Below are 25724 nucleotides of genomic sequence, written 5' to 3'. Positions count from 1 at the left end.
GGCCGCCGGGGGACGGACGGGAGGCCCGTGCCGGCGCCGCCTCGCGCCTCCCGTCCGCCCCGTCCCCGTCGAGCAGATCCAGCCGGCGCGAGGCCGGCCAGCCGTCGCCGGTGCCGGCCCGACCGGTGCCAGGCCAGCGGACCGGCGCCGGCCCGACCGGCCGCACCCCCGCGGCGACCCGCCGCGCTACCCGATCAAGCTCGGCCGCAGGTCCCGCAGCGTCCGTGTCCGGGTCTGCCGCGCGGTCACGAGGTACGACACGAGCAGCGCGCCGAGCAGCCAGCAGAGCAGGACGCCCGCGTCGCTCCAGGCCGTGCCGAGCGACCCGCCGTACATCGTCTGCCGGATCGCGTCGACCGAGTACGTCATCGGCAACGCGAAGTGCAGCGCGGCGAGCGGCCCCGGCAGGGTCTGCCACGGGAAGGTGCCGCCCGCGGTGACGAGCTGGATGAGCATGAGCACCAGCCCGAGGAACTGTCCGACCGACCCGAGCAGCACGTTGAGCGTCATGATGATCGCCGCGAAGGTCGCCGAGGCCAGGATCATGATGCCGACCGTCCCGCCGGCGTGGACGACGTCGAGGTCCAGGGCGTACCGCACGATGAGGAACAGCGCCGCCATCTGCACGACCCCGAGGAGCGCCGGGGTCAGCCAGCCACCGAACACCACGCGCAGGGGCCGACGGACGGCGGTGATGGCGCGCTTCGAGATCGGCTTGAGGATGAGGAACAGCGCGTACATACCGATCCAGGCCGCGAGCGAGATGAAGAACGGCGCGAGGCCGGCTCCGTAGTTCGAGGCTGCGGCGATGTTGTCGTCGCCGACCTTCACCGGGTCGGAGATCACGGACGCCTGCGATGCACGCTGTGAGGCGTCCGACGCGGGGATCTCGGTGCGCCCCTTGTCGAGCTGCGAGGCGAGCTTCGACGACCCGGACTCGAGGGAGTGCAGCCCCTTCGCCAGGGACGCCGCACCGTCGTCGGCCGAGGCCGCTCCGGTGGCGAGCTGCGACGCTCCCGAGGACAGCTGCGGGGCCGCGGCGGCGAGCTTCGACGTCCCACCGGCGACCTGCGCCGCACCGGTCGACAGCGTGGACGCCCCGTCGGCGGCCGTGGCGATGCCGGACGCCAGCTGGGGGGCGGCGTCGGCGAGGGCCGAGGCGCCCGCGGACACCTGCTGGGCCCCGGCGCTCAGCGTGTCGATCTGCTGCGTCGTGGCACCGAGCTGCTGCTTGGCGTCCGCGCCGGCACTGTTCGCCCGCTGGACGGCCGAGGTGACGGTGGCGGTCAGGGCCTGCTGCTGCTCGGGCGTGAGGGTGACGCCCTCGGGCAGGTTCGACGTGATGTCCTGCAGGACGGCGTCCGCGTCGACCGGTTCGACGGCCTGCACGGTCCGGTTCGCCTCGTCCACGCGGGCGGCGAGCTCGGCGTCACCGGCTGCGACCTGCGCGGCACCGTCGGCGAGCTGCCGGGTCTGTGCGGGCAGCGCGGCGGTCTGCTGCTGCGCGGACCGGAGGCCCGTGGCCAGGGACGCCGCCCCGGTCGCGACCTGCTGCGCCCCGGAGTCCAGCTGCGCGGTCTGCGACGGCAGCGCGGCCGTGCTCGACGCCAGGGTCCCGGCGCCGTCGGACAGCTTCGTGGTGCCGTCGTGCAGGGTGTCGGCACCGTCCGCGGCCTTCGTCGCGCCGGAGGCGAGCTTGCCCGCCCCGTCGACCGCGTCGCCCAGGCTGTCCCGGACGTCGGCGAGCCCGACGAGCAGGGTGGTCGCGGCCTCCTTCCCGACGCGTTCGGCGACGGCGGTCCGCATGGTCTTGCCGGCCTGCTCCGCGATGGTCGAGGCGAGGTAGGAGTTCGTGTCCGCCGTGGTCATCACGAGTTCGGCGCGTTCGGGGTCGTCGGACTGCGCGGACGCCAGCGACGCGGAGAAGTCGTGCGGGATCGTCACGACGAAGTCGTACGTGCCGTTGCGCACCCCGGAGCGGGCGTCGGCCGCGGTGGTCTCGGTCCAGTCGAAGTCGCCGCCGTCGATGGCCTCCTTGGCGACGTCCGCGCCGTAGTGCACGCGTTCGCCGTCGAGGGTGGCGCCGGCGTCCTGGTCCACGATCGCCGCCGGGATCTGGTCGAGCTTGGCGTAGGGGTCGCGGTTCGCCCAGAGGTACGCGCCGCCGTAGAGCAGCGGGACGCACATGAGGGCGATGAACGCGAGGCGGGCGAGCGGGGTGGCGGTGAGGCGCGCGAGTTCGGCGCGGACGAGCGAGGGGATGGTCACGAGCGGGTCTCCAGGGGAGCGGTTGCGTCGGTGGTGTCGGTCGGGAGGCCCGTGGCGGGCTCCCCGGTCCGGGTCGCGTCCTCGGGACCCTCGGTGGTGGTGTCGGCAGTGCCGCCGACGGTGGCGTCGGCGTCCGCGTCGGCGTCGGCGGCGGTGGGGCCGCCGGTGGCGGTGTCGGCTGCGGCGCTGTCGGCGGCGGCGGTCCGGTCCGCCTCGGTGTCCGTCACGGTGTCGAGCAGGGCGCTCGCCGTCTCGGCCGCGGCCTTGGAGGTGACGAGCACGACGGTGACCCCGCGGCGGGCGATGTCCCGGACGACGGCGAACCAGTCCGCGACCACGCCGCCGTGCCGCTCGGGCGAGGTCACCACGAGTCCGGTGACGTCGGGCCGCAGGAGCGCGAGTTCGGCGAGCAGCCGCACCCGGGCGTCGGTCGGCACCCGCTGCACGGCGGTGTCGCTCCACCGGGTCATGCCGAGTTCGTCGAGCACGGTGGCGACGTCCGCCCGCGAGGGACGGCGTCCGGCGAACGCGAGCTCCTCGTGCACGATCTGCTTGAGGGTCAGCACGGGGAAGGGTTCGGCGACGCCCGGGGTGTCCACGAGGGCGAACGCGCGACGGACGGCCGTGGGGTCGTCGTGCCCGTCGAGCAGGACCTGCCCGGTGTCGGGCTTCATGCGGCCACCGGCGACGAGGGACGCGAGCACCGGTGCCTGCTCGGTCTCGACGGCGACGACGCCGGGGTGCCCCGGGCCCGCGACGGCGCTGACGACCGGGAGGGCCGCTCCGGGTTCGGTGCCGATGCCGACGGCGGCGAGTTCGAGCGTCATGCGTGGTCCTCCGGTACGGGGGTGGAGCTGGTGGTGGGGAGGGCGAGGCGCGCGGTGCGCCAGTCGACCCCGGCGATCCCGAGCGCGGAGAGCACGACCATGCGGCGTCCGGCGTCGTCGGGGGTGGCGGAGCGCGTGGCCTCGTCGAGGACGGCCAGGCACGCACCCTCGACCAGGCGGCCGAGGGTCGCGGCGTCGACGTCGTCACGGAGCGTGCCGTCCGCGATGCCGCGGGCGCAGGCGTCGCGCACCTGCTCGCGCAGCGGGGCGAACACGGTGGCGACCGTCTCGACGAGGGGGCCGCGGACGGCGATGACCGCCATCGAGCGGACGTGCGAGACCTCGGTCCAGAGGGTCACCGCGATCGCGGCCAGCCGGGAGGCCGGGGGCAGGTCGGCGAGTTCGGCCCGGCTGGGCATGGCGGCCAGGATCCGCTCGGCGCCACCCGTGACGACCTCGCGCACGAGGTCGTCACGGGAGGGGAAGTGTCCGTAGACCGCACGCCGTGACAGTCCGGCGGCGCGGGCGACCGTCTCGATGGAGGCGTCGGGATCGGCCTGCAGCACCGCCCGCGCGGCCTGCACGAGGGCGGCCCGGTTCTCGGTGGCGTCCCGTCGCGGCGCGCGTGCAGAGCGTTCGGCGGTGGTCATGACCCCAGCGTAATAACGTGCACACCGCTGTGCAACTTCATAGGACGACGGGTTCTGTCCCCTGAACTGCCGACTCCCTGTCCTGAGAAGGACCACATAGCTTCATCAGAACTTCACCCGAACGTCGGACCCCACAGGAGTGTGCTGCGTGCCCCGAGCGACACCGCCCAACAACCCGTCCCGTCGGTACCGCGCCCCGCGGCTGCTGACCTCGATCGTCGCGGTGGCGGCCCTGGCCTGCGGCGGACTCGCCGTGGGCGGTGCGGCCTCCGCGGCTCCGGCCGGCGTCCCCGCCGCAGCCGACCTCAAGCTCGCCGCTCCGCTGCGGGACGCCAAGCCCTCGAAGACGGTCAGCGCCTTCATCCGCACGACGGGCGCCGGTGCCCTCGAGGTCGACGCGGCAGCGAAGGGCGGCGACCTCACCCGGTCGAAGCGCCCCTCGTCCGCCGCGCAGAGCCGCGTACAGACGATCCAGTCGACCGTCGCGAAGGTCCGCTCGGCCGTCCGCGCCGCCGACCCCGACGCCGCCGAGCTCTACTCGACCGAGTACACGGTCCCGGGCGTCGCCGTCGTCGCGGACGTCTCGGCGCTCGCCGAGATCGCGAAGCGCTCGGACGTCGAGAGCATCGTCGCGCTCGTCCCGAAGAAGATCGTGCAGCCCACGGTCAACGCCGACGCGGGTGCCGCACCCTCGGGCGTCGACCCCGACTCCGTCCGTCCGGGTGCCGAAGGTGTCAGCCCGAAGAACGCCGCGAGCGACCTCTACACGCGTGCGTACGACGCCTGGACCGCCACTGGCCACACCGGCGAGGGCGTCAACATCGCCGTGCTCGACACCGGCCTGGACTACACGCAGGCGGACTTCGGCGGTCCCGGCACCACGGCCGCGTACCAGGACGCCCTGGCGAGCACGAGTGCACCTGCCGCCAGCTGGTACGACCCGTCGAAGTACCTCGGCGGGCACGACTTCGCCGGCCCCACGTACAACGCGGACTCCAGCGACGACGAGGGCTACCAGCCGCTGCCGCAGCCGGACGACAACCCGATCGACGGCGCGGGCGGCGACCACGGCACGCACGTGGCCGGGACCGCGGCGGGCTACGGCCTGAACGCCGACAAGACCACGTTCCGCGGCGACTACGACTCGCTCACCCGCGAGCAGGTCCAGGACATGTGGGTGGGCCCGGGCAGCGCACCCAAGGCGGGGCTCTACGCGCTCAAGGTCTTCGGCGACGGCGGCGGGTCCACCGACCTGACCGGTGCCGCGCTCGACTGGGTGGGCCAGGCGCTCACCGAGGGCAAGGACATCAACGTCATCAACCTGTCGCTCGGTTCCGACTACGGCGCGACCGACGACCCGGACAACGCGAAGATCGACGCCCTGACCGACCGCGGCGTCCTGCCCGTGATCGCCTCGGGCAACGCCGACGACTTCACCGACATCGGTGGCGCGCCGGGGACCGCGGAGGGCGCCCTCACCGTCGCCGCGGCCGCAGCCGGCCAGAGCCTGTACGACGGCGTGCAGGTCACCGCGCCGGCCGGCGTCGCGGGGACGTACCGCTCGCAGTACTCCGGTGACTACAAGGGCACCCTCCCGGTCGAGGGCGACGTGTTCGTCCCGACGGTGGACGTCGACGGCTGCAAGCCCTTCACCGGGGCCGAGGCCGCGGCGCTCAAGGGCAAGGTGGCCTGGCTGAAGTGGACCGACGGCGCACTCGAGTGCGGCTCCAAGGCCCGGTTCGACAACGTCCAGGCCGCCGGTGGTGTCGGTGTGCTCCTCGCGGGCACGATCGACATCTTCGACTCGGGCATCGCGGGCAACGCGACCATCCCGGGTGCCGAGCTGACGAAGCAGAGCGCTGCGAGCCTCCGGGCCGCCGCGACGGCGGGGACCCTGCACGTGCGCTTCGCGCAGGAGCTCAAGGGCTACGACATCGCCCGCGGGCAGGAGACCACGAACACCCTCGCCCCGTTCACCAGCCGCGGTGTGCACGGTTCGGTCGACGACGTCGTCAAGCCGGACATCGCCGGCCCGGGCGTCAACGTCATCTCCGCTGCCAACGGCACCGGTGACGGCCGCATGTCGATGAGCGGGACCTCGATGGCCACGCCGCACGTCTCCGGCGTCGCCGCCCTCGCGTTCGAGGCCCACCCGGGCTGGAGCGCGCCGGAGGTCAAGGCGGCACTGATGAACACGGCCACCTCGGACGTCCAGCAGAGCGCGACGGACACGCAGAAGGCGAACCTGCTCCGCCAGGGCACCGGCCGCGTCGACGCGCTGCAGGCCGTGCAGGACACCACCACGGTCCGCAGCCAGGAGAACGACGACCTGGTCACGGCGTCGTTCGGGGTCGTCGAGGTCAGCGGTGCCACGACCGAGAAGCGCACGCTCCTCGTCCGCAACACGGCCGACGTCGCCCACACCTACGCGGTGGCCTACGAGTCCCGCACCGCCAAGACGGGCGTCGCCTTCTCGCTCAGCGCGAAGACGGTCACCGTCCCGGCGAACGGCACCGCCACGGTCACCCTGACCATGACGGTCTCCGACCCGACCCTGCTCCGGAAGTCGATCGACCCGACGCAGGCGAAGCTGCAGAGCGGGTACCCGCGCGAGTTCGTCTCGGCGGCCACCGGCCTGGTCACCTTCACGCCGGCCGCGGACGACGTGACGCCGCTCCGCCTCGGCGTCTACGCCGCGCCGAAGCCGGTCAGCGCGCTGCACGGTTCGACGGTCACCTTCGCCGGGCCGACCACGAAGGCGACCCTCCCGGTCACCGGTCGTGGCGTCGCGCAGGGCTCGGGGACGGACGCCTACCGGGCGCTCGCGGCTCCGTTCGTCCTCGGCGGCACCGACCCGAAGGAGTCCTTCGCCGACGGGTCGGCGCAGCACTCCCTCCGCGCAGCCGACATCCGGGCGTTCGGCGTCAGCTCGACGGCGGTCGGTCTCAGCGACCGGTCGCAGGGCGTCGTCTCGTTCGGTGTCCAGACCGACGGTCCGGACGCGAACCCGGGCGCGGTCACGAACGTCGAGGTCCTCATCGACACGAACCGTGACGGCAAGCCGGACTTCCTGACCTACGACACGAAGTCCGCTGCCGTCGACGCGACGTGGGTCACCACGGTCGACCTCAACGACCCGAAGCAGAAGACGGTCGACGCCTGGCCGCTCAACGCCGACGAGACGCGGGACACCAACACCTTCGACTCGACGGTCAAGGTCCTGCCGGTGTCGCTCTCGGCGCTCGGCTACACCAAGGCGTCGAAGAGCGCGGCGTTCGACTACACGGTGCTGACGGAGTCCGCGTACGCGCCGTCGATCGCCACGTCGGGTTCCTCGGTCGTCGACGAGGTCGGCACGGCCTCGTTCAACGCGTTCGCCCCGGCGTACACGTTCAGCGTCGGCGGCGTCTCGTCGCCGGTGCTGCCGGACGGCACGCTCGACGTCACCCGCCGCAACACCGCGACGGACGCGAAGATCCTGCTCCTCCACCTGCACAACGCGGTGGGCGACCAGGCCGAGGTGCTCACGTCGAAGACCACCACCCCGAAGCTCGCCCTCGCGACGGGCAGCAAGGCGACGGTCACCGGGTCCTGGAAGGTGGGCTCGACGCTCACCGCCAAGCCGGGCACCTGGAACGTGAGCGGTGTGACGTTCAGCTACCAGTGGCTGCGTGACGGCAAGAAGATCAGCGGCGCCACGAAGTCGACCCACAAGACGACCTCGGCCGACGTCGGCCACCGGCTCTCCGCGGTCGTGACCGCGAAGAAGACCGGGTACGCGACGGGCAGCACCACGTCGACCCTCTCGGGGCGCATCTACAAGTGAGGAACGAGCACGGAGCGGAGCGGGTGGCCCTCGGGCTGCCCGCTCCGTCGTGTGTCCGGGGACCGTGGGGTCGCGTCCCCTGTTCGAGGGCGGACAGTGCGCCTACAGGACACGTAGTTAGACGAACTAGGTACTTCGTGACAGTGTTCATGCATGCGAACGAACACCCTGGTGCAGCTCCGGCAGAACCCGATGGAGTGGCGTCGACGCGGACTCACCCCGCCGGACGTCATCCGGGCGATGGTGGAGGAGCGGCTGGCCGAGCCGGGGCACACCCAGCCGATCGGGGACCCCTCGTACGCAGACTTCTTCCGCGGCTGACGCCGCGCGACCGAGCGCACGACGGGAGGCCCGGTACCAGCTGGTACCGGGCCTCCCGTCGTGTGCGCTGACCGGTGGTCAGTTGCCGATCTTGCCGTCGGCGGCGTGCTCCGCCTTGTCGATCTGGTCGCCGTGGCCACCGCCGGTCGCCTTGTCGGCCGCGCCGGCTGCCTTGTCGAGACCGGCGTCGGTCGCCTTCTCGCCCTTGTCGCTGCTCGCGAAGTCCTTGGCCTTGTCGCTGAGGTCGCTCATGGTGTTCCTTCCGTTCGTCGGATCACTGACCGGTCCACCGTGCTCCGGGGACCATCCGTCCACGCTCAGGCGTCGGGACGCTCCTCCGCCGCCTCGCGGCCACGGTCGGTCTCGGGCATGACGTCCTGCGGGGCGCCCTCGACGGAACCGATGCCGCCGTCGGTGAGTTCCTCGGCCTGCTGGACGTCCTGCAGGTTGCGCGGGTCGTCGATGGGGTCGCTCATGGTGGTTCCTCTCGTCGGTACGGATCCTGCGTCGGATCGGGTGCGTCCCAGCGTGCTCCGTGCCGGGGTCGTCCTCCACAGGGACCGTCCGGCCGGTGACGCGGAGGTGACCAGCCGATAGACTCGGGTGGACCACCGGCCCGGACGGCCGTGTGCGGTCCTCCGCCAACGTGAGGAGAACCAGATGCCCGCAGCAGTCATCATCGGCGCCCAGTGGGGCGACGAGGGCAAGGGGAAGGCCACCGACCTCCTCGGTTCCCGCATCGACTACGTCGTGAAGTTCAACGGCGGCAACAACGCCGGGCACACGGTCGTCGTCGGCGGCGAGAAGTACGCGCTGCACCTGCTGCCGTCGGGCATCCTGACGCCGGGTGTCACCCCGGTCATCGGCAACGGCGTGGTCGTCGACATCGAGGTCCTGTTCCAGGAGCTCGACGCGCTCAAGGCCCGCGGCGTCGACGTGTCAAAGCTCCGCGTCTCCGCGAACGCCCACGTCATCACGCACTACCACCGCACCATCGACAAGGTGACGGAGCGCTTCCTCGGCAAGCGTCAGATCGGCACCACCGGCCGCGGCATCGGCCCGACCTACGCCGACAAGATCAACCGCGTCGGCATCCGCATCCAGGACATCTTCGACGAGAACATCCTGCGTCAGAAGGTCGAGGCGGCCCTCGACCAGAAGAACCACCTGCTCGTCAAGGTCTTCAACCGTCGCGCGATCGACGCCGAGGAGATCGTCGAGTCGCTGCTGTCCTTCGCCGACCGCCTGCGCCCGATGGTCGCCGACACCGCGCTCGAGATCCACCGCGCGCTCGAGCGCGGCGAGACCGTGCTGTTCGAGGCCGGCCAGGCCACCATGCTCGACGTCGATCACGGCACCTACCCGTTCGTCACGTCCTCGTCCGCGACGGCCGGTGGCGCCGCGACCGGTTCGGGCATCGGCCCGGGCAAGCTCGAGCGCATCATCGGCATCGTCAAGGCGTACACGACCCGGGTCGGTGCCGGTCCGTTCCCGACCGAGCTGTTCGACGAGTCGGGGGAGTTCCTCCGTGCCAACGGATTCGAGTTCGGCACGACGACCGGTCGCCCGCGTCGCTGCGGCTGGTACGACGCCCCGATCGCCCGCTACACGGCGCGCATCAACGGCGTCACGGACTTCGTGCTCACCAAGCTCGACGTCCTGACCGGGCTCGAGACCATCCCGGTCTGCGTCGCCTACGAGGTCGACGGGCAGCGCGTGGACGAGGTCCCCGTGTCGCAGTCCGACTTCCACCACGCGACGCCGATCTACGAGGAGTTCCCCGGCTGGACCGAGGACATCACCGGCGCCCGCTCGTTCGAGGACCTGCCGAAGAACGCGCAGGACTACGTCCTCGCGGTCGAGGCGATGTCCGGTGCCCGGATCTCGGCGATCGGTGTCGGCCCCGGCCGCGACGCGATCGTCGTCCGCCACGACCTGCTCGGCCAGGGCTGAACGTGCGGATCCTCTTCGTCTGCAGCGGCAACATCTGCCGCTCACCGCTCGGGGCGCAGGTCCTGGAGGCCCGGCTCGGCCCCGCAGCGTCAGCCCACGTCATCGAGTCGGCCGGCACCATCGCCGACGACGGCGCCGTGATGGACGGTGCGGCGGCGGCGCAGTCGGCGCGCCTCGGCGGGTCGCCCGACGCGCACCGGTCGCGGTACCTGACCGAGCAGATCGCCGCCTCGGCCGACCTCGTGCTGACGGCCGAGCGGTCGCACCGGGCCGCGACCGTGCAGCTGGCGCCACGTGCGTCGAAGCGGGCGTTCACGATCAAGCAGTTCGCGCGGGTGCTCGACGGGCTCGAGCCGGGTGACCTGGCGGACGTGCACACGCCGGAGGCCCTGGTCGAGCGGGTCGCACGGCTGCGGGGCACCGTCCCGCCGCCCGTCGACCCGGCGGCCGACGACGTGGACGACCCCTACCGGCGGTCGGAGTCCACGCACGTGCGGGTGGCCGACGAGATCGACGCGGCGCTCACGACGATCGCCGACGCGCTCCGCGCCGTCTCCTGACGGCGGGCCGCGGGGCCGGCGGGCCGTGTCCGACGTCCGGAACGCGAGTACCCCGATCCGTCCCCCTGTACCCCGATCGGTGACGGGAGAAGCCCGTCGTTCCGGGCTTCGCGGATGAACATCCGGGGCTCAAGCCGTGAATCGACGGGCTCCGCTGTCGATCAGCGCGATCGGTGTCGTAGCGTTCAGGTACCGCAGCACGTACCCCGAACACGACAGGAGAGCGCGATGAGCACGACCATCAACCGGACCGCCACCGGGACCGACGTCACCCTCGACACCGACACCGTCGACATCGTCGCCGTCCTCGAGGCCGAGGCAGCCACCAGCGCCCGCGCCGCTCGGGCGAAGCTCACCTGGACGCTCGAGGGTGACGACGAGTGGATCGCCAACTACGGCGGCTACTTCGGCGGCTCCGTCGACAAGCGCGACGGCCGCTACGTCGCCTCGGACACGTTCGGCCTGGTCGTCGGCGACTTCGCCTCGCTCGAGGAGGCCCAGACCGGCCTGGCCGGTCACCTGCACGTCATGCTCCCGTCGGTCATCCGGCCGGTCGCGTAGCAGCCTCCTTCCGGACGACGACGCCCCGCTGGCAGAGACCAGCGGGGCGTCGTCGCGTCCGGGAGGGGCGGGATCACTCGGGCAGGCGGTAGTTCCCGACCGTGATCGCGTGTGCGCCCTGCCCGGCGAGGACCCGCACCACCGCATCGGCACGGGTGCGGTTCGGCACCGAGTCCTTCGCGGCCCAGGCCGCGAGCGCGGACTGCAGTTCGTGGTCGTTCGTCACGATGCTCGTCGTCACGGTGCCGCTGCGGTCCTCCGCCTGCACGAAGGCCGTGGCCGCCGGCGACGAGTAGAACACGCACGTGTCGAACCAGGTGCGAGAGACGCCGGTCTGCTCGTCGACGAAGCGGGCGAGGCGACGGGCCTGCTGTCGGACCTGCTGCGCGGGGGAGGCGCCCTTGGCCTGCACCCGGACGCGCCACCAGTTCTCTGCCTCCTCCTCGGCGTTGAGCACCTTCCGGCTCTGCACCTGGACGGCGAACGGCGGGACGAGGGACGACTCGTCGACCAGGTTCCGGAACGCCGGGTGCACCTCGCTCGGCCGCCGCCCGTCGAACACGATGCCACTCCAGCGCTTGCTCTCGATCACCAGTCCGCGCCCGGAGTCGGACACCAGCACGTGGTCGACCTGCGCCACGAACTTCCGCCACGACCCCTGCTCGGTCTCGCCGACGGGCACGAACACGACGTTCGTCATGAGCACGCCGTTGACGCCCGCGGCTCGACAGGCGCGGAGGATCGCCTGTTCCGACGCCTCCTCCCACTTCATGCCGCGGCGCAGGAGCGCGCGGCTCTCCTCGGCCTCCGACGCAGCGTCCCGCCGGCGAGCTTCTGCGGCCTCCACCTGTGCGGTGCGGTCCGCCTCGAGGCGCGCGGTCGCGTCGCGGTGCTCCGCCTCGCGCTGCGCGAGCTCGTCCCGGCGGGCCCGGTCCGCGGCGTCGAGCTCGGAGCGGGAGGAGGTCTGGTGTCGCCGCAGGAGGATCACCAGGACGACCACCACGACGGCGAGCCCCCCGGCGACCAACCACGGCACGAGGTCGCTGGTCATGGACCAACCACACCACGGCTCCGGGCCGGGCGGCGCATCCTGCGTCGGCGCGTCCGCCTCCCTTCGCCGTCCGTACCGGACCTGGTGCCCTCTTCATTGCCTGATGGGCAAAGTTGCCCATTGGGCAAGTTCGCGGTAGGGTCGGCACATGGAAGGCACCCGTTCGCTCCGCGACGAGAAGAAGGCGGCGCTCCGCGACGAGCTGAGTGTGACGACCGTGCTGCTGGCGCGCGAGCGCGGCCTCGACAACGTCCGCGTCGAGGACATCGTTCGCGAGGTCGGCGTGTCGCGGCGGACGTTCGGCAACTACTTCTCCAGCAAGGAGGACGCGATCGCCGACCGCCACGTGCAACGTGTCCGGACGGCCGCGGCCGACCTCGCACAGCGCCCGGACGGCGAACCGCTCTGGTCAGCGGTCACCGCGGCACTGCTGGCCCCGTACCGGGCGCACGGAGCGACCGGGTCCTCCGCGGGGGACCAGAGCGGCCTCATGGCCGTGCTCGCGACACCCGGCATGCAGTCCGCGGTCGATCGCGGCGCCCGGACCGCGAACACCGTCCTCGCGCACGCGATCGCCGCACGGCTGGGCGTCGACCGCGACGATCCGCTGCCGGGCGCGGTCGCGGCGGCAGCGCTCTCGACCCTGCTCTCCACCCTGGAGTCCTGGGCGGCGAGCAGCCAGGCGGGCCCGCTCGAGTCGATGCTCGTCGCCGCCTTCCAACGGCTCGGCGGCGGCTTCGACCGCCTGCACGCGTGACCCCTCACCCACTCATCCGACTCATCCGGAAAGGCTCCTCTCCATGTTCGACGCCCTCATCGTCGGTGGCGGCCCCGTGGGGGTCTTCGTCGCCTGCGAGCTGAAGCTCGCCGGCGCGAACCCGCTGGTCCTCGAACGGCTCCCCGGGATCAGCCAGTGGGACAAGGCGCACGGCCTCACGGGCCAGGTCGTCCGTCTGCTGGACCAGCGCGGCCTCTTCGAACGTTGCGCGCGGGTGGCTGAGCCGTCTCCGGCTCCCGCGTTCTTCTTCGGCGCGCTCCCCCTCCCGCTGCACGTGCTCGGTGAGCGCAACCCGATGTACTTGCTGCACATCAACCAGCGCGACCTGGAGCGCGTCCTGAACGACCGCGCCGCCGAGCTGGGCGTCGAGATCCGCCGTGGCGTCGAGCTGCGGTCCTTCCAGCAGGACGACGACCACGTCGACATCACGGTCGTCGACACGACGACCGAGGTCGAGACCACGCTGTCGGGTCGCTACCTCATCGGCAGCGACGGCGCGCGGAGCACGGTGCGAAAGCAGTCCGGCATCGGCTTCCCGGGGAACACCGACCACCACGTCGTGGACCGTACGGTGCTGATCGCCCCGACCGACGACCTGGTCGCAGCCGGCCCGGGGAGGGTGCGGGTCGCCGGGATCGGCGAGATCGCGGCAGCGTTCCACCGGACCGAGACGGGAGTCGCCACGATCGCGCTCCACGACCCCGAGCACCCGCTGGTGTACACCGCGGAGTGGGAGGACGCGCCCGAGCAGAGCTCCCCTGGTGACGGGGCGGCGATGACCCTGGCCGAGATGGAGGACAGCCTGGAACGCGTCCTCGGTGTCCGCATCGCCCTCGCACCGCCCGCCGCGGGGGAACCCACGCTGCTCCGTCGTCTCTCGGGCAGGAACACCCGCGTCGCCGACCGCTACCGGGACCGACGGGTGTTCCTGCTCGGTGACGCTGCCCACGTCCACTCCGCCGCGGGTGGCCCCGGCCTGAACCTCGCGCTGCAGGACGCCGCGAACCTCGCGTGGAAACTCGCCGCCGAGCTCGCCGGCACGGCTCCGGCAGGGTTGCTCGACACCTACGAGGCAGAACGCCGACCGCTCGGGCAACGGGTCTTCATGCAGACGCAGGCGCAGACGGCGCTCATGGCCCCCGGGTCGGACGTCACCGCACTCCGCGATCTCTTCGCTGAACTGCTCACCGACACGGGCACGGTGCAGCGCATCGCCGACCTGCTCGCCGGCGCCGACGTCCGATACGAGATGGGTGCCACCGATCCCGATGGTCCCACCGGCTGGTTCGCCCCGTCCGCGCAGCTCACCCTCGCCGACGGCACCCGTCGCCGCCTCCCCGCGCTCCTCCACGCCGCACGCCCTGTCCTGATCGACGACGACGGCAGCCTGCGCGACGCTGCTGCGCCGTGGACGGACCGTGTCGAGCACGTCGAACTGGCCGCCGGCGGTGGGCTGCCGTCGATGCTGGTCCGACCCGACGGGTTCGTCGCGTGGTCGCGGACCGACCCGACCGACGTCAGGACGGCACTCCGGGCGTGGTTCGGGGAGCCGCGACCCGCTGCGGTGCGCACTGCCGCGACGAGCGAGGCCTAGGACGTGGACGCCACCGTGATCGGCGCCGCGACCGTCTCGATCAGCGGCGCGATCCTCTCGACGGCCTCGGTCTGGGGCCTCGTCGCCGCGCTGACGGACCTCCGCGGAGGCACATCCGGAGCCGCTGCCGCACGGGTGCACGCCCTGACGGGGTCCGTCATCGTGATCGCCGGCCTCGTGACGCACGTGCTGGGCTACTTCCCGGAGGCGTTCGTCCTGATCTACGCCGGAGGTGCGTCCTCACTCGTCGCCGCAGCATCGGCAGCACGGTCCGGTGCACGTCGCCGCGTCCGCAGCACGGTGCCCACCGTGCTCACGATCGTCGGCCTCGTCGTCCTCACGGTCGGACTCCTCGTCTGACGGACCGCGTGCCCGCGTCAGCGCACGTCGCCCGCGAACCGGTCGGTGGTCTCGATCAACGCGTCGAGGATCCCGGGTTCGTCGAACGCGTGCCCGGCGTCGTCGATCATCCGGAACTCGGCGGACGGCAGGGCGCGGTGCAGGTCCCAGGCGGTGACGGCCGGCGTGCACAGGTCGTACCGCCCCTGCACGATGACGGTCGGGATGCCGGCCAGGCGTCCGGCGTCGCGGATGAGCTGGTCCGGGGTGAACCACCCGTCGTGCGTGAAGTAGTGGTTCTCGATGCGGGCGAACGCCAGCGCGTAGGTCGGGTCGGCGTACCGGGCGACGAGGTCCGGGCGGGGCAGGAGCGTGATCGAGGCCGCCTCCCAGCTCGCCCACGCGACGGCCGCCGGACCGTGCACGGCGGGGTCCGGGTCGGCCAGCAGGCGCTCGAACGCCCGGACGAGCCGGCCGCGCTGCCGCTCCTCGACCGGGACGGGGGCGAGGTAGCGCTCCCACAGGTCCGGCAGGACGTTCGCGGCGCCGCCCTCGTAGAACCAGTCGATCTCGCTCAGGCGCAGCGTGAAGATGCCGCGCAGGACGAGCTCGGTGACCCGGTCCGGGTGCGTCTCGGCGTAGGCGAGTGCGAGTGCCGACCCCCACGAGCCGCCGAACACCTGCCACGCGTCGATCGCCAGGTGCTCGCGGAGCCGCTCGACGTCGTCGACGAGGGCCCACGTCGTGTTCGCCGACAGGTCCGTCGCCGGATCGCCCGCGTGCGGCAGGCTCCGGCCGCAGTTCCGCTGGTCGAACAGCACGATCCGGTACCGCTCCGGGTCGAAGAGCCGACGGTGGTCGGGTGAGCAGCCGGCACCGGGCCCACCGTGCAGGAACACGACCGGCTTGCCGTCGGGCGCCCCGCACTCCTCCCAGTACACCTGCTGGCCGTCGCCGACGTCGAGCATGCCGGAGCGGTTCGGTCCGAGCGGCGGGTAGAGGTGGCGCATGGGTGTCCTTCCGGGAGGCGGGCGACGGAGCAGCCGGCGGCGACGCGGGGTGGCCGACGCTGCCACGGTACCGCCGCGCGCAGCGCGACCCGACGACGGACGGGAGGCGCGGTGCCGGCTGCACCGCGCCTCCCGTCCGTCAGGGGGTCACCGGTCGGTGCGCGGGATGCGCGGCAGGGCGACGAGTCGGCGGCGGACGAGGACGGCGGTGCCGGCTGCGAGCAGCAGGAGTGCCGTCACGCCGAGGACGCCGAGGCCGTGCGCGCCCGTGAAGGCGAGCTCGCCGCCCTGGCCGGGTCCGCTGTCGGCACCCGGACCGTCGGCACCCGGCAGGACCGCACCCGGGGTGGGGGCACCCGCGCCCGGCTGCGGCACGACGGCACCGTCGTCACCCGGCGCGGGGGACTCCGGGTCGGACGGTTCGGTCGGCTCCGGGTCGGTCGGCTCGGGGTCGGCCGGCTCGGTCGGCGCCGGGGTCGGCGCGTCGGGCACGGCGACGGCGAACGCGACCGCTGCCCCGCTGCGGGTCCCGATCGACTGGACGGCCTCGGCCGGAGCGGTCGCCGTGGCACGGACGGCCGTCGACGCGACAGCGTCGCGGTCGGACGCGTCCGCGGGGACGACCGCGACGGACCAGGTGCCGTCCTCGGCGACCTCGGTGCTGCCGGTGACCGCGCCGGACAGCGTGACGGTGGCACCGGCGACACCCGTGCCGGTGACGACCGTCGGGGCGACCTCGGCGCCCGGCTCGTCGACGGTCAGCGCGTCGAGGTCGGCGCGGGCGGTCAGCCACGACTCGGTACCGATCGGGTGGTCGACCACGCGGGTCTCGCCGATGCAGCCGTTCCAGCCGTTCGTCGCGGCGTCGTCGACCCAGTCGCTGCCGAACAGCCACGGCATGCCGTCCTGCACGGTATGGCCGCCGGTGTCGGTCGCGTTGCGCAGGACCGGGGCGCCGTCGACGTACATCGTGGTCGTGCGGGCGTCGACGTCGTTGACGAGCGCGACGTGCAGCCAGCGACCGGGGATGATCTCGCCCGACCAGGCCGTGCGGTCACCCTTCGACGGGTCCGCGGTGACCTCGGTCCACTGGAACTCCTTGAGGTTCGAGATGCCCAGCGCCGCGGGCGACGCCGTCCAGTCCCACCGGGTCTGCGGGACGCCGATCTGCGAGCGGTTGCCGCTGCGGACGATCGCCTTCGACCAGGAGTTCGCGCCGTCGGTCCAGGACGGGTCGACCTCGAGGAAGGTCTCGATCGTGTACCCGTGGGGGAAGGTCGCACGGTCGACGGCCGTGTCACCGGGGGAGGTGAGCGCGCTGAAGCGCTTCGCGGCCTTGTCGGCGTTCGCGAAGCAGAGACCGGCGCCGTCCGAGGACAGCGGGTGGGCGTCGTCGACGACGGTGACGTCGCCGTCCTGCGCCGTGGGGGACCCGGACTCGGCGTGCGTCATGCGGGTGAGGTCGGCGTCACCGACCACGTCGGCGACGGTCGCACCGGGCGCGAGGGTGCCGGGCTCCTGCTCACCGGGGCGCCACCACGCCAGGGTGCCGTCGACGTCGGTGTGGTCGGCACGGCCGCCGGGCAGCTCGGTGCTGACCGGAGGCGCGCCCGTGAAGCCGTCGAGCAGCATCTGCCGGGCGCGCTCGATGAGCGGCGGCTCGTCCGCGGTGCCGGCGCGGAAGTCCGGGGCGAAGCCGGCGAACCGGGTGCGGAAGTCGACCGGCACGCTGTACCGCTGGTTCGCACCGTCGAGGAGCGGCTGGTCGTACGAGGTCAGCGTCTCGGTCGGCTTCCACGTCACCCACGGCGAGGCGGTCTGCATCGCGAGGGTGCCGTTCGTCAGGTCGAACTCCATCAGCCCGAGGTAGCCGTCGCCACCCTCGTAGTCCATCTGGTGGTCGATGAGCACCTGGGTGACGGCGTGCCCGGCGTCGTTCGTCCGCTCCTTCCAGGTGGAGCCGTGGAAGTGCCCGTTCAGCGTCAGGAAGACCTGGTCGTTCGGCGCGATGAGCTGCTTCCACAGGCGCTCGCCGTAGGCCGTGTCGACCGCGGTGAGCCCGTCGGTGGCGATGTTGATGACCTCGTGCGAGGTGAGGATCGTCGGCAGCGTCGGGTGGGCGGCGATCACCTGGTCCGCCCACGCGAGTGTCTCGTCGGAGGCCCGCCACGGCAGCGCGAGGGAGAGGAAGCGCTGCCCCTCGGCCTCGAAGACGTGGAACTGGCTCAGGCCGGTGCGGTCGGTGCCCGACTCGACGGTCGGCTGCCCGGCCGCGCGGGAGGCCGGGAAGGTCTGCAGGTACGGCTCGGCGGCGAGGTCGTACGAGGTGTCGAAGACCGTGTCGGCGGAGTTCCGCACGTCGTGGTTGCCGGTCGTCACGCTGTACGGCAGGCCGGCGTCGTCGAGCACGGACATCGCGCGGTCGGCGGCCTGCCACTCACCGGCCTGCCCGACCTGGTCGACGACGTCGCCGACGTGGGTGACGAACGGGACGTGCAGGTCGTCGGCGTGCTCCGCGAGCCACTGCGTCTGCACGTGGAACGGGTCGTCGCCGTACCGGGGGAGGAACTGCGACGCCGAGTAGCGGGAGTAGAACTGCGTGTCCGGCAGCACCGCGAGCGTGAAGCGGGACGCCAGGTCGGTGGGGGCGGCAGCGGGCGCGGCAGCCGCGGTGGCCGGGTCGGGGGAGGCGGTCAGGGCGGGGACGCCGACGGCGGCAGCCACGGCGAGGGCGGTGGCGCCCAGGGCGGTGGTCCTCCGTCGGGAGGCTCGGGGGAGTGGTCGGTGTGCGGTCACGCGACGATGCTGGTGGCGTCGTCTGTCGCGCTGGTTTCCTGAGTGTGACCACAGCGTGAGCGGGAGGCGACGCGGGGTGCTGCCGCCGCGCGGACAACTCGTCTTCTCCGCACACGACTCGTCGCCGGAGTGCGTTGCTCGGTGCTGCCTCGGTCAGCGAACGTCTTCTGGCGGGTGTGCGCCAGAGCCAGCGCGCCCGTCAGCCGATCGTCGACTGGGATTGCTTCGCGCGGATGACGGCGTCTGCCGTGCCAGGCTGGCCGGATGATCCTGCTGACTGAAGCCGCGCGCGGTGCGTGGCTCGACGTGCGCGCTGTCCTTCCCGTCGGCGACTAGTCTGCCCGCTCTGCATTGCAGTCGGCGGTCATCGCCGACGGATGCCCCATCCAGTACAACACCGTCGACTTTTCGCCGCCGGAACCGCTGAGCGTGGATGTGCCCAGAGCACCGCGGTAGAACTGTCGAAGTACCGGGCCATCGACAACCCGACCGCGTTCATGAAGGGGCAGCGGTTGCAGATGCTGGTCGCCCCACCCATCACCGACGAGCACGACGTCGCCATCGAGGACGAAGCAGCCCGGCATCGGTTCGAAGCCGCTGTCCGGCACGACGTCATCCTCGCCGCGACCGGTGGACCGGCGTTCGGTGGAGGCGGCACGCTGTTCGCCATGCAACTCATCACCTCCAAGCGGAAGAAGACCAAACGCGCATGACTGAGCCGACTGCAGCGACGAAGCCGTGGTTCCGAGACAGGTACACCTGGAAGTTCCTCGGCGGCGCAGCACTGTTCCTCGCCGGGTTTGTGATCGCTCCGATCCTCGGAGTCGTGTCCATCTTCGGCTGCGTGTTCGGTCTCGTCGCGGACAACTACGACATGCACGCTGACTCGCACCTGCGCAGCATCAGTGAGGTCACCACGGGGACCGTCATCGACATCGACGTCCGGCACTACTCCGGCGCAGGCAAGACAGGCGGCCACACCGAATGCATCCCCATCGTGAAGGGTGAGGCCAACGGTTCACCCCACACGTGGGAGCTGACGAAGTACCCGGCGTGCAACGACTACTACACGGTCGGTGAACGGCTGCAGGTGATGTACGACCCGACTGACGTCGACCACGCTGGCGTCCGCTCCGACAAGATCCTCGCCACCTACCGGCACAACCTCGGCGTCGACGTGCAGATCGGACTCATTGGCCTCGGGATGAGCGCTGTTGGCGCTACCTGCTGGACATGGCTCCTCCGCCGAGAGAAGCGGAAGAAGAGAGGCGCCCAGCTCCGGCACAGCTGACGAGGTGGAGACCGCCGATGCGAGTAGAAGCTCTTGGCCCGGTCGTTCCCGTCCCGCACCTCAAGCTCGGCGGTGCCCGAGCGGCGACGAAACCGGTCAGGTGCCCGTCCTGCACGGCGACGAGACACCAGGTGTCGGTCCGGGTCAACATGTCGGCCCACGTCGGGAAGCGATCGTGAGCTGCGTCGAGCGGATCGAGAGCATCTGTGTAGTAGGCCTCCCGCAGTCGTCTGTGCACCCGGGTCACCTGCAGGGCGTCGCCAGGCGTCGCGTCGCGGAAGTCAAGTGTCATCGCGCCATTCGATCAAGCGCCGCCGTCCGGTCGTGAGTCGGCCATCGGTCGGTCCGAGTGGCACGCGAGCGGCGGCAGGGGCTCGTGAGCGGCGACGAGTAGCGAGTCCGTCGACAGTCGTGTCCCTGCCGGACGGGAGGCGCGGTGCGGGCCCGCCCCGGGCCTCCCGTCCCGCGGCCCCGCCGCGTGCCAGCATGGGCGCATGCCCGTCGTCGAGTCCCGCTGTGTCGTCCCCGTCGACGTGGACGTCGCCTTCGCCGTCTCGCAGACGCAGGGCGAGGTCCGGAAGCGGTGGGACCCGTTCATCCGGCGGCAGCACCTCATCGGTGCGACCGTGCCCGGCAAGGGCGTGCGGACGTACACGGTGCAGCGGTTCGGCCTGGCGATGGAGAGCGAGTACGTCTCGTACAACCCGCCCTCGAACGTCGGGATGAAGATGACGAAGGGCTCGTGGTTCTTCGAGCGCATGGGCGGCGGCTGGCGCTTCAGTGCGGCGGAGGGGCAGCCGGGGCACGCCCTGGCGGTCTGGCGCTACAACTTCACGTGCCGACCGCAGTGGCTCGCGCCGATCGCCGAACGGATCGGCGTGCTCGTGCTCCAGCGGGACATCGACCGGCGGATCGCGGGGTTCGCGCGCGGCTGCGAGGACCCGGTGGTGCTGGCTGCCGTGGCGGCGGACCGCGGGTACTGACGGACGTCCGCCCAACGCTGCTGATCGGTGATCGATCAGCGCCGGTGATCGCTCAGCGCCGCTGATCAGCGGCCGTCGACTGCTGGCGGTTGGGCGACCCCTCCTCGAGCAGCGCCCGGAGCGTCCGTCGCAGACGCTCGCCGTCGGCCGCGCTGACGGGTGCGAGGAACTCCTCCTCGACCTGGCGACGGAGCGTCTCGGCCGCGTCGACCACCCGTTCCCCCTGCTCCGTGAGCTCGACGACGTTGCGGCGGCGGTCGGCCGGGTCGGGGTGTCGCGCCACGATGCCCTTCCGCTCGAGGGTGTCGAGGAGCGCGACCATCGTCGTCCGGTCGATCCCGAGGGTCTGTGCCACCTGGAGCTGGGACATCGGCTCGCGCCGGGCGAGGACCCGCAGTGCGCCGAACTCCTTGCCGTCGATCGACAGCGGGGCGAGCGCGGTGTCCGTCCGCTCCGCGAGGGTCATCGTCGCGTGCTTGAGGAGGTACCCGAGGACGTCGGACGGTCGGGCTTCGCTGGACATGGTCCGATCCTAGCCCTAGGCTGATCGTCAGTACCGCTGACGATCAGTGGTCTGAACGAAAGGCTCGTCATGATCCTCGTCACCGGAGGCGCCGGCTTCATCGGCTCCCACACCGTCCGGTCCCTCGTCGAGGCCGGGGAGGAGTGCGTCCTGCTCCAGCGTCGGACGCCGGAGGTCCCGCCGCAGCTCGCCGACCTCCCCGTGCACGTCGTCCAGGCGGACGTCGGCGACCTCGAGGCCGTCCTCGCCGTCGGCCGCCGCTTCCCGATCACCGGCATCGTGCACCTCGCGGTGGCACTGCCCTGGGCGACCGACGGCGGCGACCCCGTGGACGCCACGAGCACCGCCATCGAGGCCTTCCTCACCATCGTGCGTGCTGCCGAGGCGTGGAAGGTCCCGCGCGTGGTCACCGCGAGCACGATCGGCGTCTACGGGTTCGGTGGCGCCGGGCCGCTCTCCGAGGACGACCCGATCTCGTTCCGCCACGTGCACGCCATCCCGACGTTCAAGAAGATCGCCGAACTGCTCGCCCTGCACCTGTCGGACCAGACGGACGTGCAGATCGTCTCGGCGCGGATCTCCGGCACGTGGGGCCCCGGCGGACACCAGCCCGACCCGTTCTTCGCCGCTCCGTCCCTCGCCCTCGGGGCCGCGCGCGGCACGACGCCGGACGTCTCCGGGCTCGCGGCTCCTCCGCACCGAAACGACGCGCTCGACCTCCTGTACGTCAAGGACACCGGACGTGCCCTCGCCCTCCTGATGCGGACCCCTGAGCTGCGACACCCGACCTACAACGTCGCGTCGGGGCGGGCCACGAGCAACGCCGACGTCGTCGAGGCGATCCGGACCGTCGTGCCCGACTTCGCGGTCGACCTGCCCGTCGGACCGGACCAGCCGCAGCAGTGGCTCGACACCACCCGGCTCCGGGAGGACACCGGGTTCACCCCGGAGTACGACACGGCGGCGGCCGCAGCGGACTACATCGCCTGGCTCCGCGCTGGCAACGAGCGGTAGTCGTCGCACCAGGAGCCGGACGGGAGGCGCGGTGCGGGCTGGCCCCGCGCCTCCCGTCCGCACCGGCCGCGGCGGGGGAGCCGCCGGTGGCGGCGCCGGACGGCCTGCATCCTTCGATGCAAGTCCGGCAGGTGCCTCCCTCCGCCGGTCGTCGCAGCGCGGCACGCTTCGTAGCGTCGACGTCATGACGAACACCATCGAAGCCCGGTCGCAGGCCGGCACCGCACCGCAGGACCGGCACGGGATCCGCGGTGTCGTCGCGCGGCACCCGCTCGGGTCGTTCTTCACCCTCGCGCTCGGGCTGAGCTGGCTCGCGTGGGTCCCGTACATCCTGTCGCCGCACGGCATGGGCGTGTGGGACATCCACTTCGCCGAGGTCCTCGGCAGCGCGCAGTTCACCGGGGTGCTGCCCGGCGCGCTGCTCGGCCCGCTCGGCGGCGCGTTCATCGTTACGGCCGTGGCGGACGGGCGCCCGGGCCTCCGCCGCTGGGTCGGACGCCTGTTCCGCTGGCGGGTCGCCTGGTACTGGTACGCCCTCGCGCTCGTCGTCGTGCCGGCCCTGATCATCGTGTCCGCGCTGCCGTTCGCCGGCGGGGACGTGCACGCGCCGACCGCCCTCGTGTTCGCGGCCGTCGTGCCGGGCCTGGTCATCCAGCTGTTCTCGACCGGCCTGAGCGAGGAGCCGGGCTGGCGCGACTTCGCCCTGCCCCGCCTGCAGCACCGCTTCGGTGGGCTCGGCGCTGCCGCGATCCTCGGCCCGGTGTGGGCGCTGTGGCACATGCCGCTGTACCTCAGCGACTGGGGCGGGTGGCCGAACGCGCACTGGAGCGAGCCCGTCGTGTTCGCCCTGTTCACGATCACCTTCAACGTCCTGATGGTCCAGGTGTTCAACAAGACCGGCGAGAGCCTGCCGCTGGCCCTGCTCCTGCACGTCGGCGTGAACAACACCATCTCGACGTTCTTCCCGACGATGTACCCGAGCATGACCGCCGGCACGCTGATGATCGGCCTGACGATCATGTCGACGATCACCGCCGTGGTGCTGCTCGTCGTCACCCGCGGACGTCTCGGGTACGACCCGGCCCGTCGGGCGCTGCCCATCGACGCCCCGATCCCGTCGGCGAAGCCCCTCGTAGGATCGCAGCATGGCACCCGCTGAGCCGCTCGCGCAGCGCCCCCAGGCCGAGGCCGGGGGCGCTGCACCCGCCCGGCGTACCGCCACCACCCGCGAGCGCCGCACCGACGTCCTCGTCGCCCTCGGCACCGCCGTGGTCGCCCTCGGGCTCGTGCTCGGCCTGCCGCCGCTCGACGCTGCCGACACGGACCACATCGGCCCCGCCTCCCACTACCCGGCCGTCGCGAGCACCGCGTGGACGATCCTGTCCCTCGGCCTGCTCGCCCAGTCCGCCGCGCTCCTCGCCGCCCGTCGAGCGCCCCGTACCGTGCTCGTGGTGGTCGCGGCGCTGCCGGTGCTCGTCGCCGTCATCGCGTCGCGGTCGGCCGACCTGTTCGGGATCACGGTCCTGCCGGTGGTCGTCGCCGTCGTCCTCGCCGCGCTGCGTGAGCCGCTCGCCCGCCTGTGGCTGGCGCTCGCCGCGGCGTCCGTCCTGGTCGTCGCCGGCGGCGCCGCCTTGTTCGGCACCCTGTACGGGCCGTTCCGCTCCGACTTCGCATTCGGACTCACCAACTCGGTCGGCCAGGGCGTCCTGCAGGCCGTCGGTGCCGTCGGCCTGCCGCTGCTCGTCACCCTGGTGGTGCTGTCCCGCCGTGAGGTCCGTGTCGCCCGCACCGCCGAGGCCACTGCGGTCGACCGGGAGCAGGACGCCCTGATCGACGCCGCCGTCTCCCGCGAACGCGCCGCCATGGCCCGGGAGCTCCACGACATCGCCGCCCACCACCTCTCCGGGATCGCACTCATGTCCGCCGTCATCGACCGCCAGATCGACACCGACCCCGAGCGCGCGCACGAGGGTGTCCGCCAGGTCCGGGAGCAGAGCACCGCCGTCCTCGAGGACCTCCGCCGCCTGGTCGGCCTGCTCCGCGACGACAGCCCCGCCGAACGCGCGGTCGAGACCGTCGCCGGGATCGTCGACCTGGTCGAGCGCGCGCGGTTCCGCAGCGACGTCCGGCTCGAGGTCCTGCCCGGCGCCCGAGCGGACGCCGGTGACCGGCCGCTCGGCGAGGGCGTCGGCCCGCTCGCGCAACTTGCCGCGTACCGCACCGTCCAGGAGGCCCTGGCCAACGCCGCCCTGCACGCCCCGGGGGCGCCGTGCTCCGTCACGATCGACGACCGCGCCGACGACCACCTCGCGGTGCGCGTCGCCAACGGTCCGGCCTCCGTCCCGTCGGTGGGCAGCACGCCCGCCGGTGGCAACGGGATCCGTGGCATGCGTGAGCGGGCCGAACTGGTGGGGGCGAGCCTCCAGGTCGGTCCGACGGACGGCGGCGGCTGGCTGGTCGCGCTGACGCTCGGCCGGGAGGCCCAGCCCACGTCCGCGACGTCGGCCACCGACCCGGAGGTGGCTCGGTGAGCACCGGAGGTGGCCAGGGCGATGCGTCCGCCGGGGGCAGCGTGTCGGCCGGGGGTGGCGTGTCGGCCGGGGACGGCGCGACCGCTGAGGGCGCCGCGATCCGCGTGCTCGTCGCCGACGACCAACCGCTCGTCCGGGCCGGCGTCTCCGCGCTGCTCGACGCGGAACCGGACATCACCGTCGTCGCGGTGGCCGCGGACGGTGGCGAGGCGCTCGCCCTCGCCCGCAGCACGCGACCGGACGTCGCCGTGCTCGACATCCGGATGCCGGTGCGGAACGGCATCGAGGTCGCGCGGGAACTCTGCCGACCCGACGCCGATCCCGCCGTGCCGGTGCTGATGCTGACCACGTTCGACATGGACGACCTGGTGTTCGGTGCGCTCGAGGCCGGGGCGTCCGGGTTCCTGCTCAAGGACGCCGAGCCGGACGCCATCATCGGCGCCGTCCGGCAGGTGGCCGCGGGCAACGGGACGCTCGACCAGGCGCTGACGCGGCGGGTGCTGCGCGAGTTCGCCTCGCGTCGGAGCCTGCAGCCGGTGACGGGGGACCGCGCCGACGGGGTGCTGACCGCCCGGGAACGCGACGTGCTGCTCCTGCTCGCGCAGGGCATGTCGAACGAGGAGATCGCCGCCGAACTCGTCGTCGAGGTCTCCACGGTGAAGTCCCACCTGGCGCGGATGCTGCCGAAGCTCGGGGTCCGGTCGCGCCTGCAGGCCGTGGTCTGGGCGTACCAGAACCGCATCGTGACGGTGCCGGAGCGCGACGCGTAGAGGCCGTTCGACGCAGGCACGAGGGGCGTCGGTGCTCCGTTGTCACCGAACGGGTGCATGATGAGCGGCGGCCGTCGC

General features: G+C 72.4%; 24 protein-coding genes. 15 read left to right on the top strand and 9 right to left on the bottom strand.

Annotated elements, in window-relative coordinates; all coding sequences use genetic code 11:
* Nucleotides 1-186: 186 nt before the first annotated feature.
* Genes KM842_RS10815 through KM842_RS10805 form a run of 3 tightly spaced genes read right to left on the bottom strand, consistent with a single transcriptional unit; the run spans nucleotide 187 to nucleotide 3745 of the window.
* Nucleotides 187-2268 (bottom strand): YhgE/Pip domain-containing protein, encoded by a 2082-nt coding sequence (locus KM842_RS10815; RefSeq protein WP_216258288.1) that lies wholly within the window; start codon nucleotides 2266-2268, stop codon nucleotides 187-189.
* Nucleotides 2265-3095: a hypothetical protein gene (locus tag KM842_RS10810; protein ID WP_216258286.1), complete on the bottom strand. Its 831-nt coding sequence runs from the start codon at nucleotides 3093-3095 to the stop codon at nucleotides 2265-2267. Before KM842_RS10810 ends, KM842_RS10815 begins: the two co-directional genes overlap by 4 nt.
* Complete coding sequence (locus KM842_RS10805; RefSeq protein ID WP_216258285.1) at nucleotides 3092-3745, bottom strand: TetR/AcrR family transcriptional regulator; 654 nt, start codon at nucleotides 3743-3745, stop codon at nucleotides 3092-3094. Before KM842_RS10805 ends, KM842_RS10810 begins: the two co-directional genes overlap by 4 nt.
* A 148-nt stretch (nucleotides 3746-3893) precedes the next feature.
* Between KM842_RS10805 and KM842_RS10800 the strand changes: the two genes are divergently transcribed.
* Complete coding sequence (locus tag KM842_RS10800) at nucleotides 3894-7571, top strand: S8 family peptidase (protein WP_216258283.1); 3678 nt, start codon at nucleotides 3894-3896, stop codon at nucleotides 7569-7571.
* 153 nt (nucleotides 7572-7724) lie between these two features.
* Nucleotides 7725-7892, top strand: coding sequence for a hypothetical protein (locus KM842_RS10795; RefSeq protein ID WP_181419427.1), 168 nt, complete (start codon nucleotides 7725-7727; stop codon nucleotides 7890-7892).
* 78 nt (nucleotides 7893-7970) lie between these two features.
* Here KM842_RS10795 and KM842_RS10790 read toward each other — a convergent pair whose 3' ends face one another.
* Nucleotides 7971-8144, bottom strand: a complete 174-nt coding sequence (locus KM842_RS10790; RefSeq protein ID WP_216258281.1) for an Rv0909 family putative TA system antitoxin — start codon at nucleotides 8142-8144, stop codon at nucleotides 7971-7973.
* Nucleotides 8145-8209: 65 nt separating this feature from the next.
* Entirely contained in the window at nucleotides 8210-8368 is a 159-nt protein-coding gene (locus KM842_RS10785) for a hypothetical protein (protein WP_216258279.1), read from the bottom strand.
* Between the two features lie 184 nt (nucleotides 8369-8552).
* Here KM842_RS10785 and KM842_RS10780 point away from each other — a divergent pair, with 184 nt between their 5' ends.
* The 3 genes from KM842_RS10780 to KM842_RS10770 all read left to right on the top strand — a co-directional run bounded on the left by KM842_RS10780 (nucleotide 8553) and on the right by KM842_RS10770 (nucleotide 10966).
* On the top strand, nucleotides 8553-9845 hold the full coding sequence (locus KM842_RS10780; protein ID WP_216258277.1) for an adenylosuccinate synthase: 1293 nt from the start codon (nucleotides 8553-8555) through the stop codon (nucleotides 9843-9845).
* Between the two features lie 2 nt (nucleotides 9846-9847).
* The gene (locus tag KM842_RS10775) at nucleotides 9848-10405 is read left to right on the top strand and encodes an arsenate reductase/protein-tyrosine-phosphatase family protein (RefSeq protein ID WP_216258274.1); all 558 of its coding nucleotides are present in this window, start codon (nucleotides 9848-9850) and stop codon (nucleotides 10403-10405) included.
* 228 nt (nucleotides 10406-10633) lie between these two features.
* Nucleotides 10634-10966 carry a hypothetical protein gene (locus KM842_RS10770; RefSeq protein ID WP_216258272.1) on the top strand — a complete coding sequence of 111 codons (333 nt, stop codon included), beginning with the start codon at nucleotides 10634-10636 and terminating at the stop codon, nucleotides 10964-10966.
* A gap of 73 nt (nucleotides 10967-11039) precedes the next feature.
* Here the strand turns inward: KM842_RS10770 and KM842_RS10765 are convergent, their stop codons facing one another.
* Nucleotides 11040-12017 carry a nuclease-related domain-containing protein gene (locus KM842_RS10765; RefSeq protein WP_216258270.1) on the bottom strand — a complete coding sequence of 326 codons (978 nt, stop codon included), beginning with the start codon at nucleotides 12015-12017 and terminating at the stop codon, nucleotides 11040-11042.
* Nucleotides 12018-12165: 148 nt separating this feature from the next.
* Here KM842_RS10765 and KM842_RS10760 point away from each other — a divergent pair, with 148 nt between their 5' ends.
* The 3 genes from KM842_RS10760 to KM842_RS10750 are packed head-to-tail and all read left to right on the top strand — an operon-like array spanning nucleotide 12166 to nucleotide 14749.
* Complete coding sequence (locus KM842_RS10760) at nucleotides 12166-12774, top strand: TetR/AcrR family transcriptional regulator (protein WP_216258268.1); 609 nt, start codon at nucleotides 12166-12168, stop codon at nucleotides 12772-12774.
* A gap of 43 nt (nucleotides 12775-12817) precedes the next feature.
* Nucleotides 12818-14389, top strand: a complete 1572-nt coding sequence (locus KM842_RS10755; RefSeq protein WP_216258266.1) for an FAD-dependent monooxygenase — start codon at nucleotides 12818-12820, stop codon at nucleotides 14387-14389.
* 3 nt (nucleotides 14390-14392) lie between these two features.
* Nucleotides 14393-14749, top strand: coding sequence for a hypothetical protein (locus KM842_RS10750; protein ID WP_216258263.1), 357 nt, complete (start codon nucleotides 14393-14395; stop codon nucleotides 14747-14749).
* A 17-nt stretch (nucleotides 14750-14766) separates the two neighbouring features.
* Here the strand turns inward: KM842_RS10750 and pip are convergent, their stop codons facing one another.
* Complete coding sequence (pip, locus tag KM842_RS10745; protein WP_216258261.1) at nucleotides 14767-15738, bottom strand: prolyl aminopeptidase; 972 nt, start codon at nucleotides 15736-15738, stop codon at nucleotides 14767-14769.
* A 147-nt stretch (nucleotides 15739-15885) separates the two neighbouring features.
* Entirely contained in the window at nucleotides 15886-18534 is a 2649-nt protein-coding gene (locus tag KM842_RS10740; protein WP_216258259.1) for a metallophosphoesterase, read from the bottom strand.
* A 377-nt stretch (nucleotides 18535-18911) separates the two neighbouring features.
* On the opposite strand from KM842_RS10740, the gene KM842_RS10735 reads away from it, so the two are divergent.
* The 3 genes from KM842_RS10735 (at nucleotide 18912) to KM842_RS10725 (ending at nucleotide 20808) form a co-directional block, all read left to right on the top strand.
* The gene (locus tag KM842_RS10735; RefSeq protein ID WP_216258258.1) at nucleotides 18912-19247 is read left to right on the top strand and encodes a hypothetical protein; all 336 of its coding nucleotides are present in this window, start codon (nucleotides 18912-18914) and stop codon (nucleotides 19245-19247) included.
* Entirely contained in the window at nucleotides 19244-19825 is a 582-nt protein-coding gene (locus KM842_RS10730) for a hypothetical protein (protein ID WP_216258256.1), read from the top strand. The genes KM842_RS10735 and KM842_RS10730 overlap by 4 nt, the downstream gene beginning before the upstream one ends.
* Before the next feature lie 494 nt (nucleotides 19826-20319).
* Nucleotides 20320-20808 carry an SRPBCC family protein gene (locus KM842_RS10725; protein WP_216258253.1) on the top strand — a complete coding sequence of 163 codons (489 nt, stop codon included), beginning with the start codon at nucleotides 20320-20322 and terminating at the stop codon, nucleotides 20806-20808.
* A gap of 52 nt (nucleotides 20809-20860) precedes the next feature.
* Here the strand turns inward: KM842_RS10725 and KM842_RS10720 are convergent, their stop codons facing one another.
* Nucleotides 20861-21331 carry a MarR family winged helix-turn-helix transcriptional regulator gene (locus KM842_RS10720; RefSeq protein WP_216258251.1) on the bottom strand — a complete coding sequence of 157 codons (471 nt, stop codon included), beginning with the start codon at nucleotides 21329-21331 and terminating at the stop codon, nucleotides 20861-20863.
* A 69-nt stretch (nucleotides 21332-21400) separates the two neighbouring features.
* On the opposite strand from KM842_RS10720, the gene KM842_RS10715 reads away from it, so the two are divergent.
* From KM842_RS10715 to KM842_RS10700, 4 genes are all read left to right on the top strand, one after another.
* Nucleotides 21401-22345: an NAD-dependent epimerase/dehydratase family protein gene (locus KM842_RS10715; RefSeq protein ID WP_216258249.1), complete on the top strand. Its 945-nt coding sequence runs from the start codon at nucleotides 21401-21403 to the stop codon at nucleotides 22343-22345.
* 184 nt (nucleotides 22346-22529) lie between these two features.
* A complete protein-coding gene (locus tag KM842_RS10710; protein ID WP_216258247.1) occupies nucleotides 22530-23504 on the top strand; it encodes a CPBP family intramembrane glutamic endopeptidase in 975 nt (324 codons plus the stop codon).
* Nucleotides 23491-24876, top strand: coding sequence for a sensor histidine kinase (locus KM842_RS10705; protein WP_216258245.1), 1386 nt, complete (start codon nucleotides 23491-23493; stop codon nucleotides 24874-24876). Before KM842_RS10710 ends, KM842_RS10705 begins: the two co-directional genes overlap by 14 nt.
* A gap of 98 nt (nucleotides 24877-24974) precedes the next feature.
* Complete coding sequence (locus tag KM842_RS10700; RefSeq protein ID WP_216262338.1) at nucleotides 24975-25646, top strand: response regulator; 672 nt, start codon at nucleotides 24975-24977, stop codon at nucleotides 25644-25646.
* The last annotated feature ends 78 nt before the right edge of the window (nucleotides 25647-25724 follow it).

It is taken from the genome of Curtobacterium sp. L6-1 (genome assembly GCF_018885305.1).
GTDB classification, from domain to species: domain Bacteria; phylum Actinomycetota; class Actinomycetes; order Actinomycetales; family Microbacteriaceae; genus Curtobacterium; species Curtobacterium aetherium.
The sequence above is the reverse complement of the archived record's forward strand: the minus strand, read 5'-3'. Positions and strand labels throughout refer to the sequence as shown.

What these genes read in the sequence shown, in the direction of transcription:
- KM842_RS10780 (WP_216258277.1), top strand. Translation starts at nt 8,553, where the DNA reads ATGCCCGCAGCAGTCATCATCGGCGCCCAGTGGGGCGACGAGGGCAAG.
- pip (WP_216258261.1), bottom strand. Translation starts at nt 15,738, where the DNA reads ATGCGCCACCTCTACCCGCCGCTCGGACCGAACCGCTCCGGCATGCTC.
- KM842_RS10715 (WP_216258249.1), top strand. Translation starts at nt 21,401, where the DNA reads ATGATCCTCGTCACCGGAGGCGCCGGCTTCATCGGCTCCCACACCGTC.
- KM842_RS10705 (WP_216258245.1), top strand. Translation starts at nt 23,491, where the DNA reads ATGGCACCCGCTGAGCCGCTCGCGCAGCGCCCCCAGGCCGAGGCCGGG.
- KM842_RS10765 (WP_216258270.1), bottom strand. Translation starts at nt 12,017, where the DNA reads ATGACCAGCGACCTCGTGCCGTGGTTGGTCGCCGGGGGGCTCGCCGTC.
- KM842_RS10720 (WP_216258251.1), bottom strand. Translation starts at nt 21,331, where the DNA reads ATGTCCAGCGAAGCCCGACCGTCCGACGTCCTCGGGTACCTCCTCAAG.
- KM842_RS10755 (WP_216258266.1), top strand. Translation starts at nt 12,818, where the DNA reads ATGTTCGACGCCCTCATCGTCGGTGGCGGCCCCGTGGGGGTCTTCGTC.
- KM842_RS10770 (WP_216258272.1), top strand. Translation starts at nt 10,634, where the DNA reads ATGAGCACGACCATCAACCGGACCGCCACCGGGACCGACGTCACCCTC.
- KM842_RS10735 (WP_216258258.1), top strand. Translation starts at nt 18,912, where the DNA reads ATGCCCCATCCAGTACAACACCGTCGACTTTTCGCCGCCGGAACCGCT.
- KM842_RS10710 (WP_216258247.1), top strand. Translation starts at nt 22,530, where the DNA reads ATGACGAACACCATCGAAGCCCGGTCGCAGGCCGGCACCGCACCGCAG.
- KM842_RS10785 (WP_216258279.1), bottom strand. Translation starts at nt 8,368, where the DNA reads ATGAGCGACCCCATCGACGACCCGCGCAACCTGCAGGACGTCCAGCAG.
- KM842_RS10790 (WP_216258281.1), bottom strand. Translation starts at nt 8,144, where the DNA reads ATGAGCGACCTCAGCGACAAGGCCAAGGACTTCGCGAGCAGCGACAAG.
- KM842_RS10725 (WP_216258253.1), top strand. Translation starts at nt 20,320, where the DNA reads ATGCCCGTCGTCGAGTCCCGCTGTGTCGTCCCCGTCGACGTGGACGTC.
- KM842_RS10805 (WP_216258285.1), bottom strand. Translation starts at nt 3,745, where the DNA reads ATGACCACCGCCGAACGCTCTGCACGCGCGCCGCGACGGGACGCCACC.
- KM842_RS10795 (WP_181419427.1), top strand. Translation starts at nt 7,725, where the DNA reads ATGCGAACGAACACCCTGGTGCAGCTCCGGCAGAACCCGATGGAGTGG.
- KM842_RS10730 (WP_216258256.1), top strand. Translation starts at nt 19,244, where the DNA reads ATGACTGAGCCGACTGCAGCGACGAAGCCGTGGTTCCGAGACAGGTAC.
- KM842_RS10810 (WP_216258286.1), bottom strand. Translation starts at nt 3,095, where the DNA reads ATGACGCTCGAACTCGCCGCCGTCGGCATCGGCACCGAACCCGGAGCG.
- KM842_RS10760 (WP_216258268.1), top strand. Translation starts at nt 12,166, where the DNA reads ATGGAAGGCACCCGTTCGCTCCGCGACGAGAAGAAGGCGGCGCTCCGC.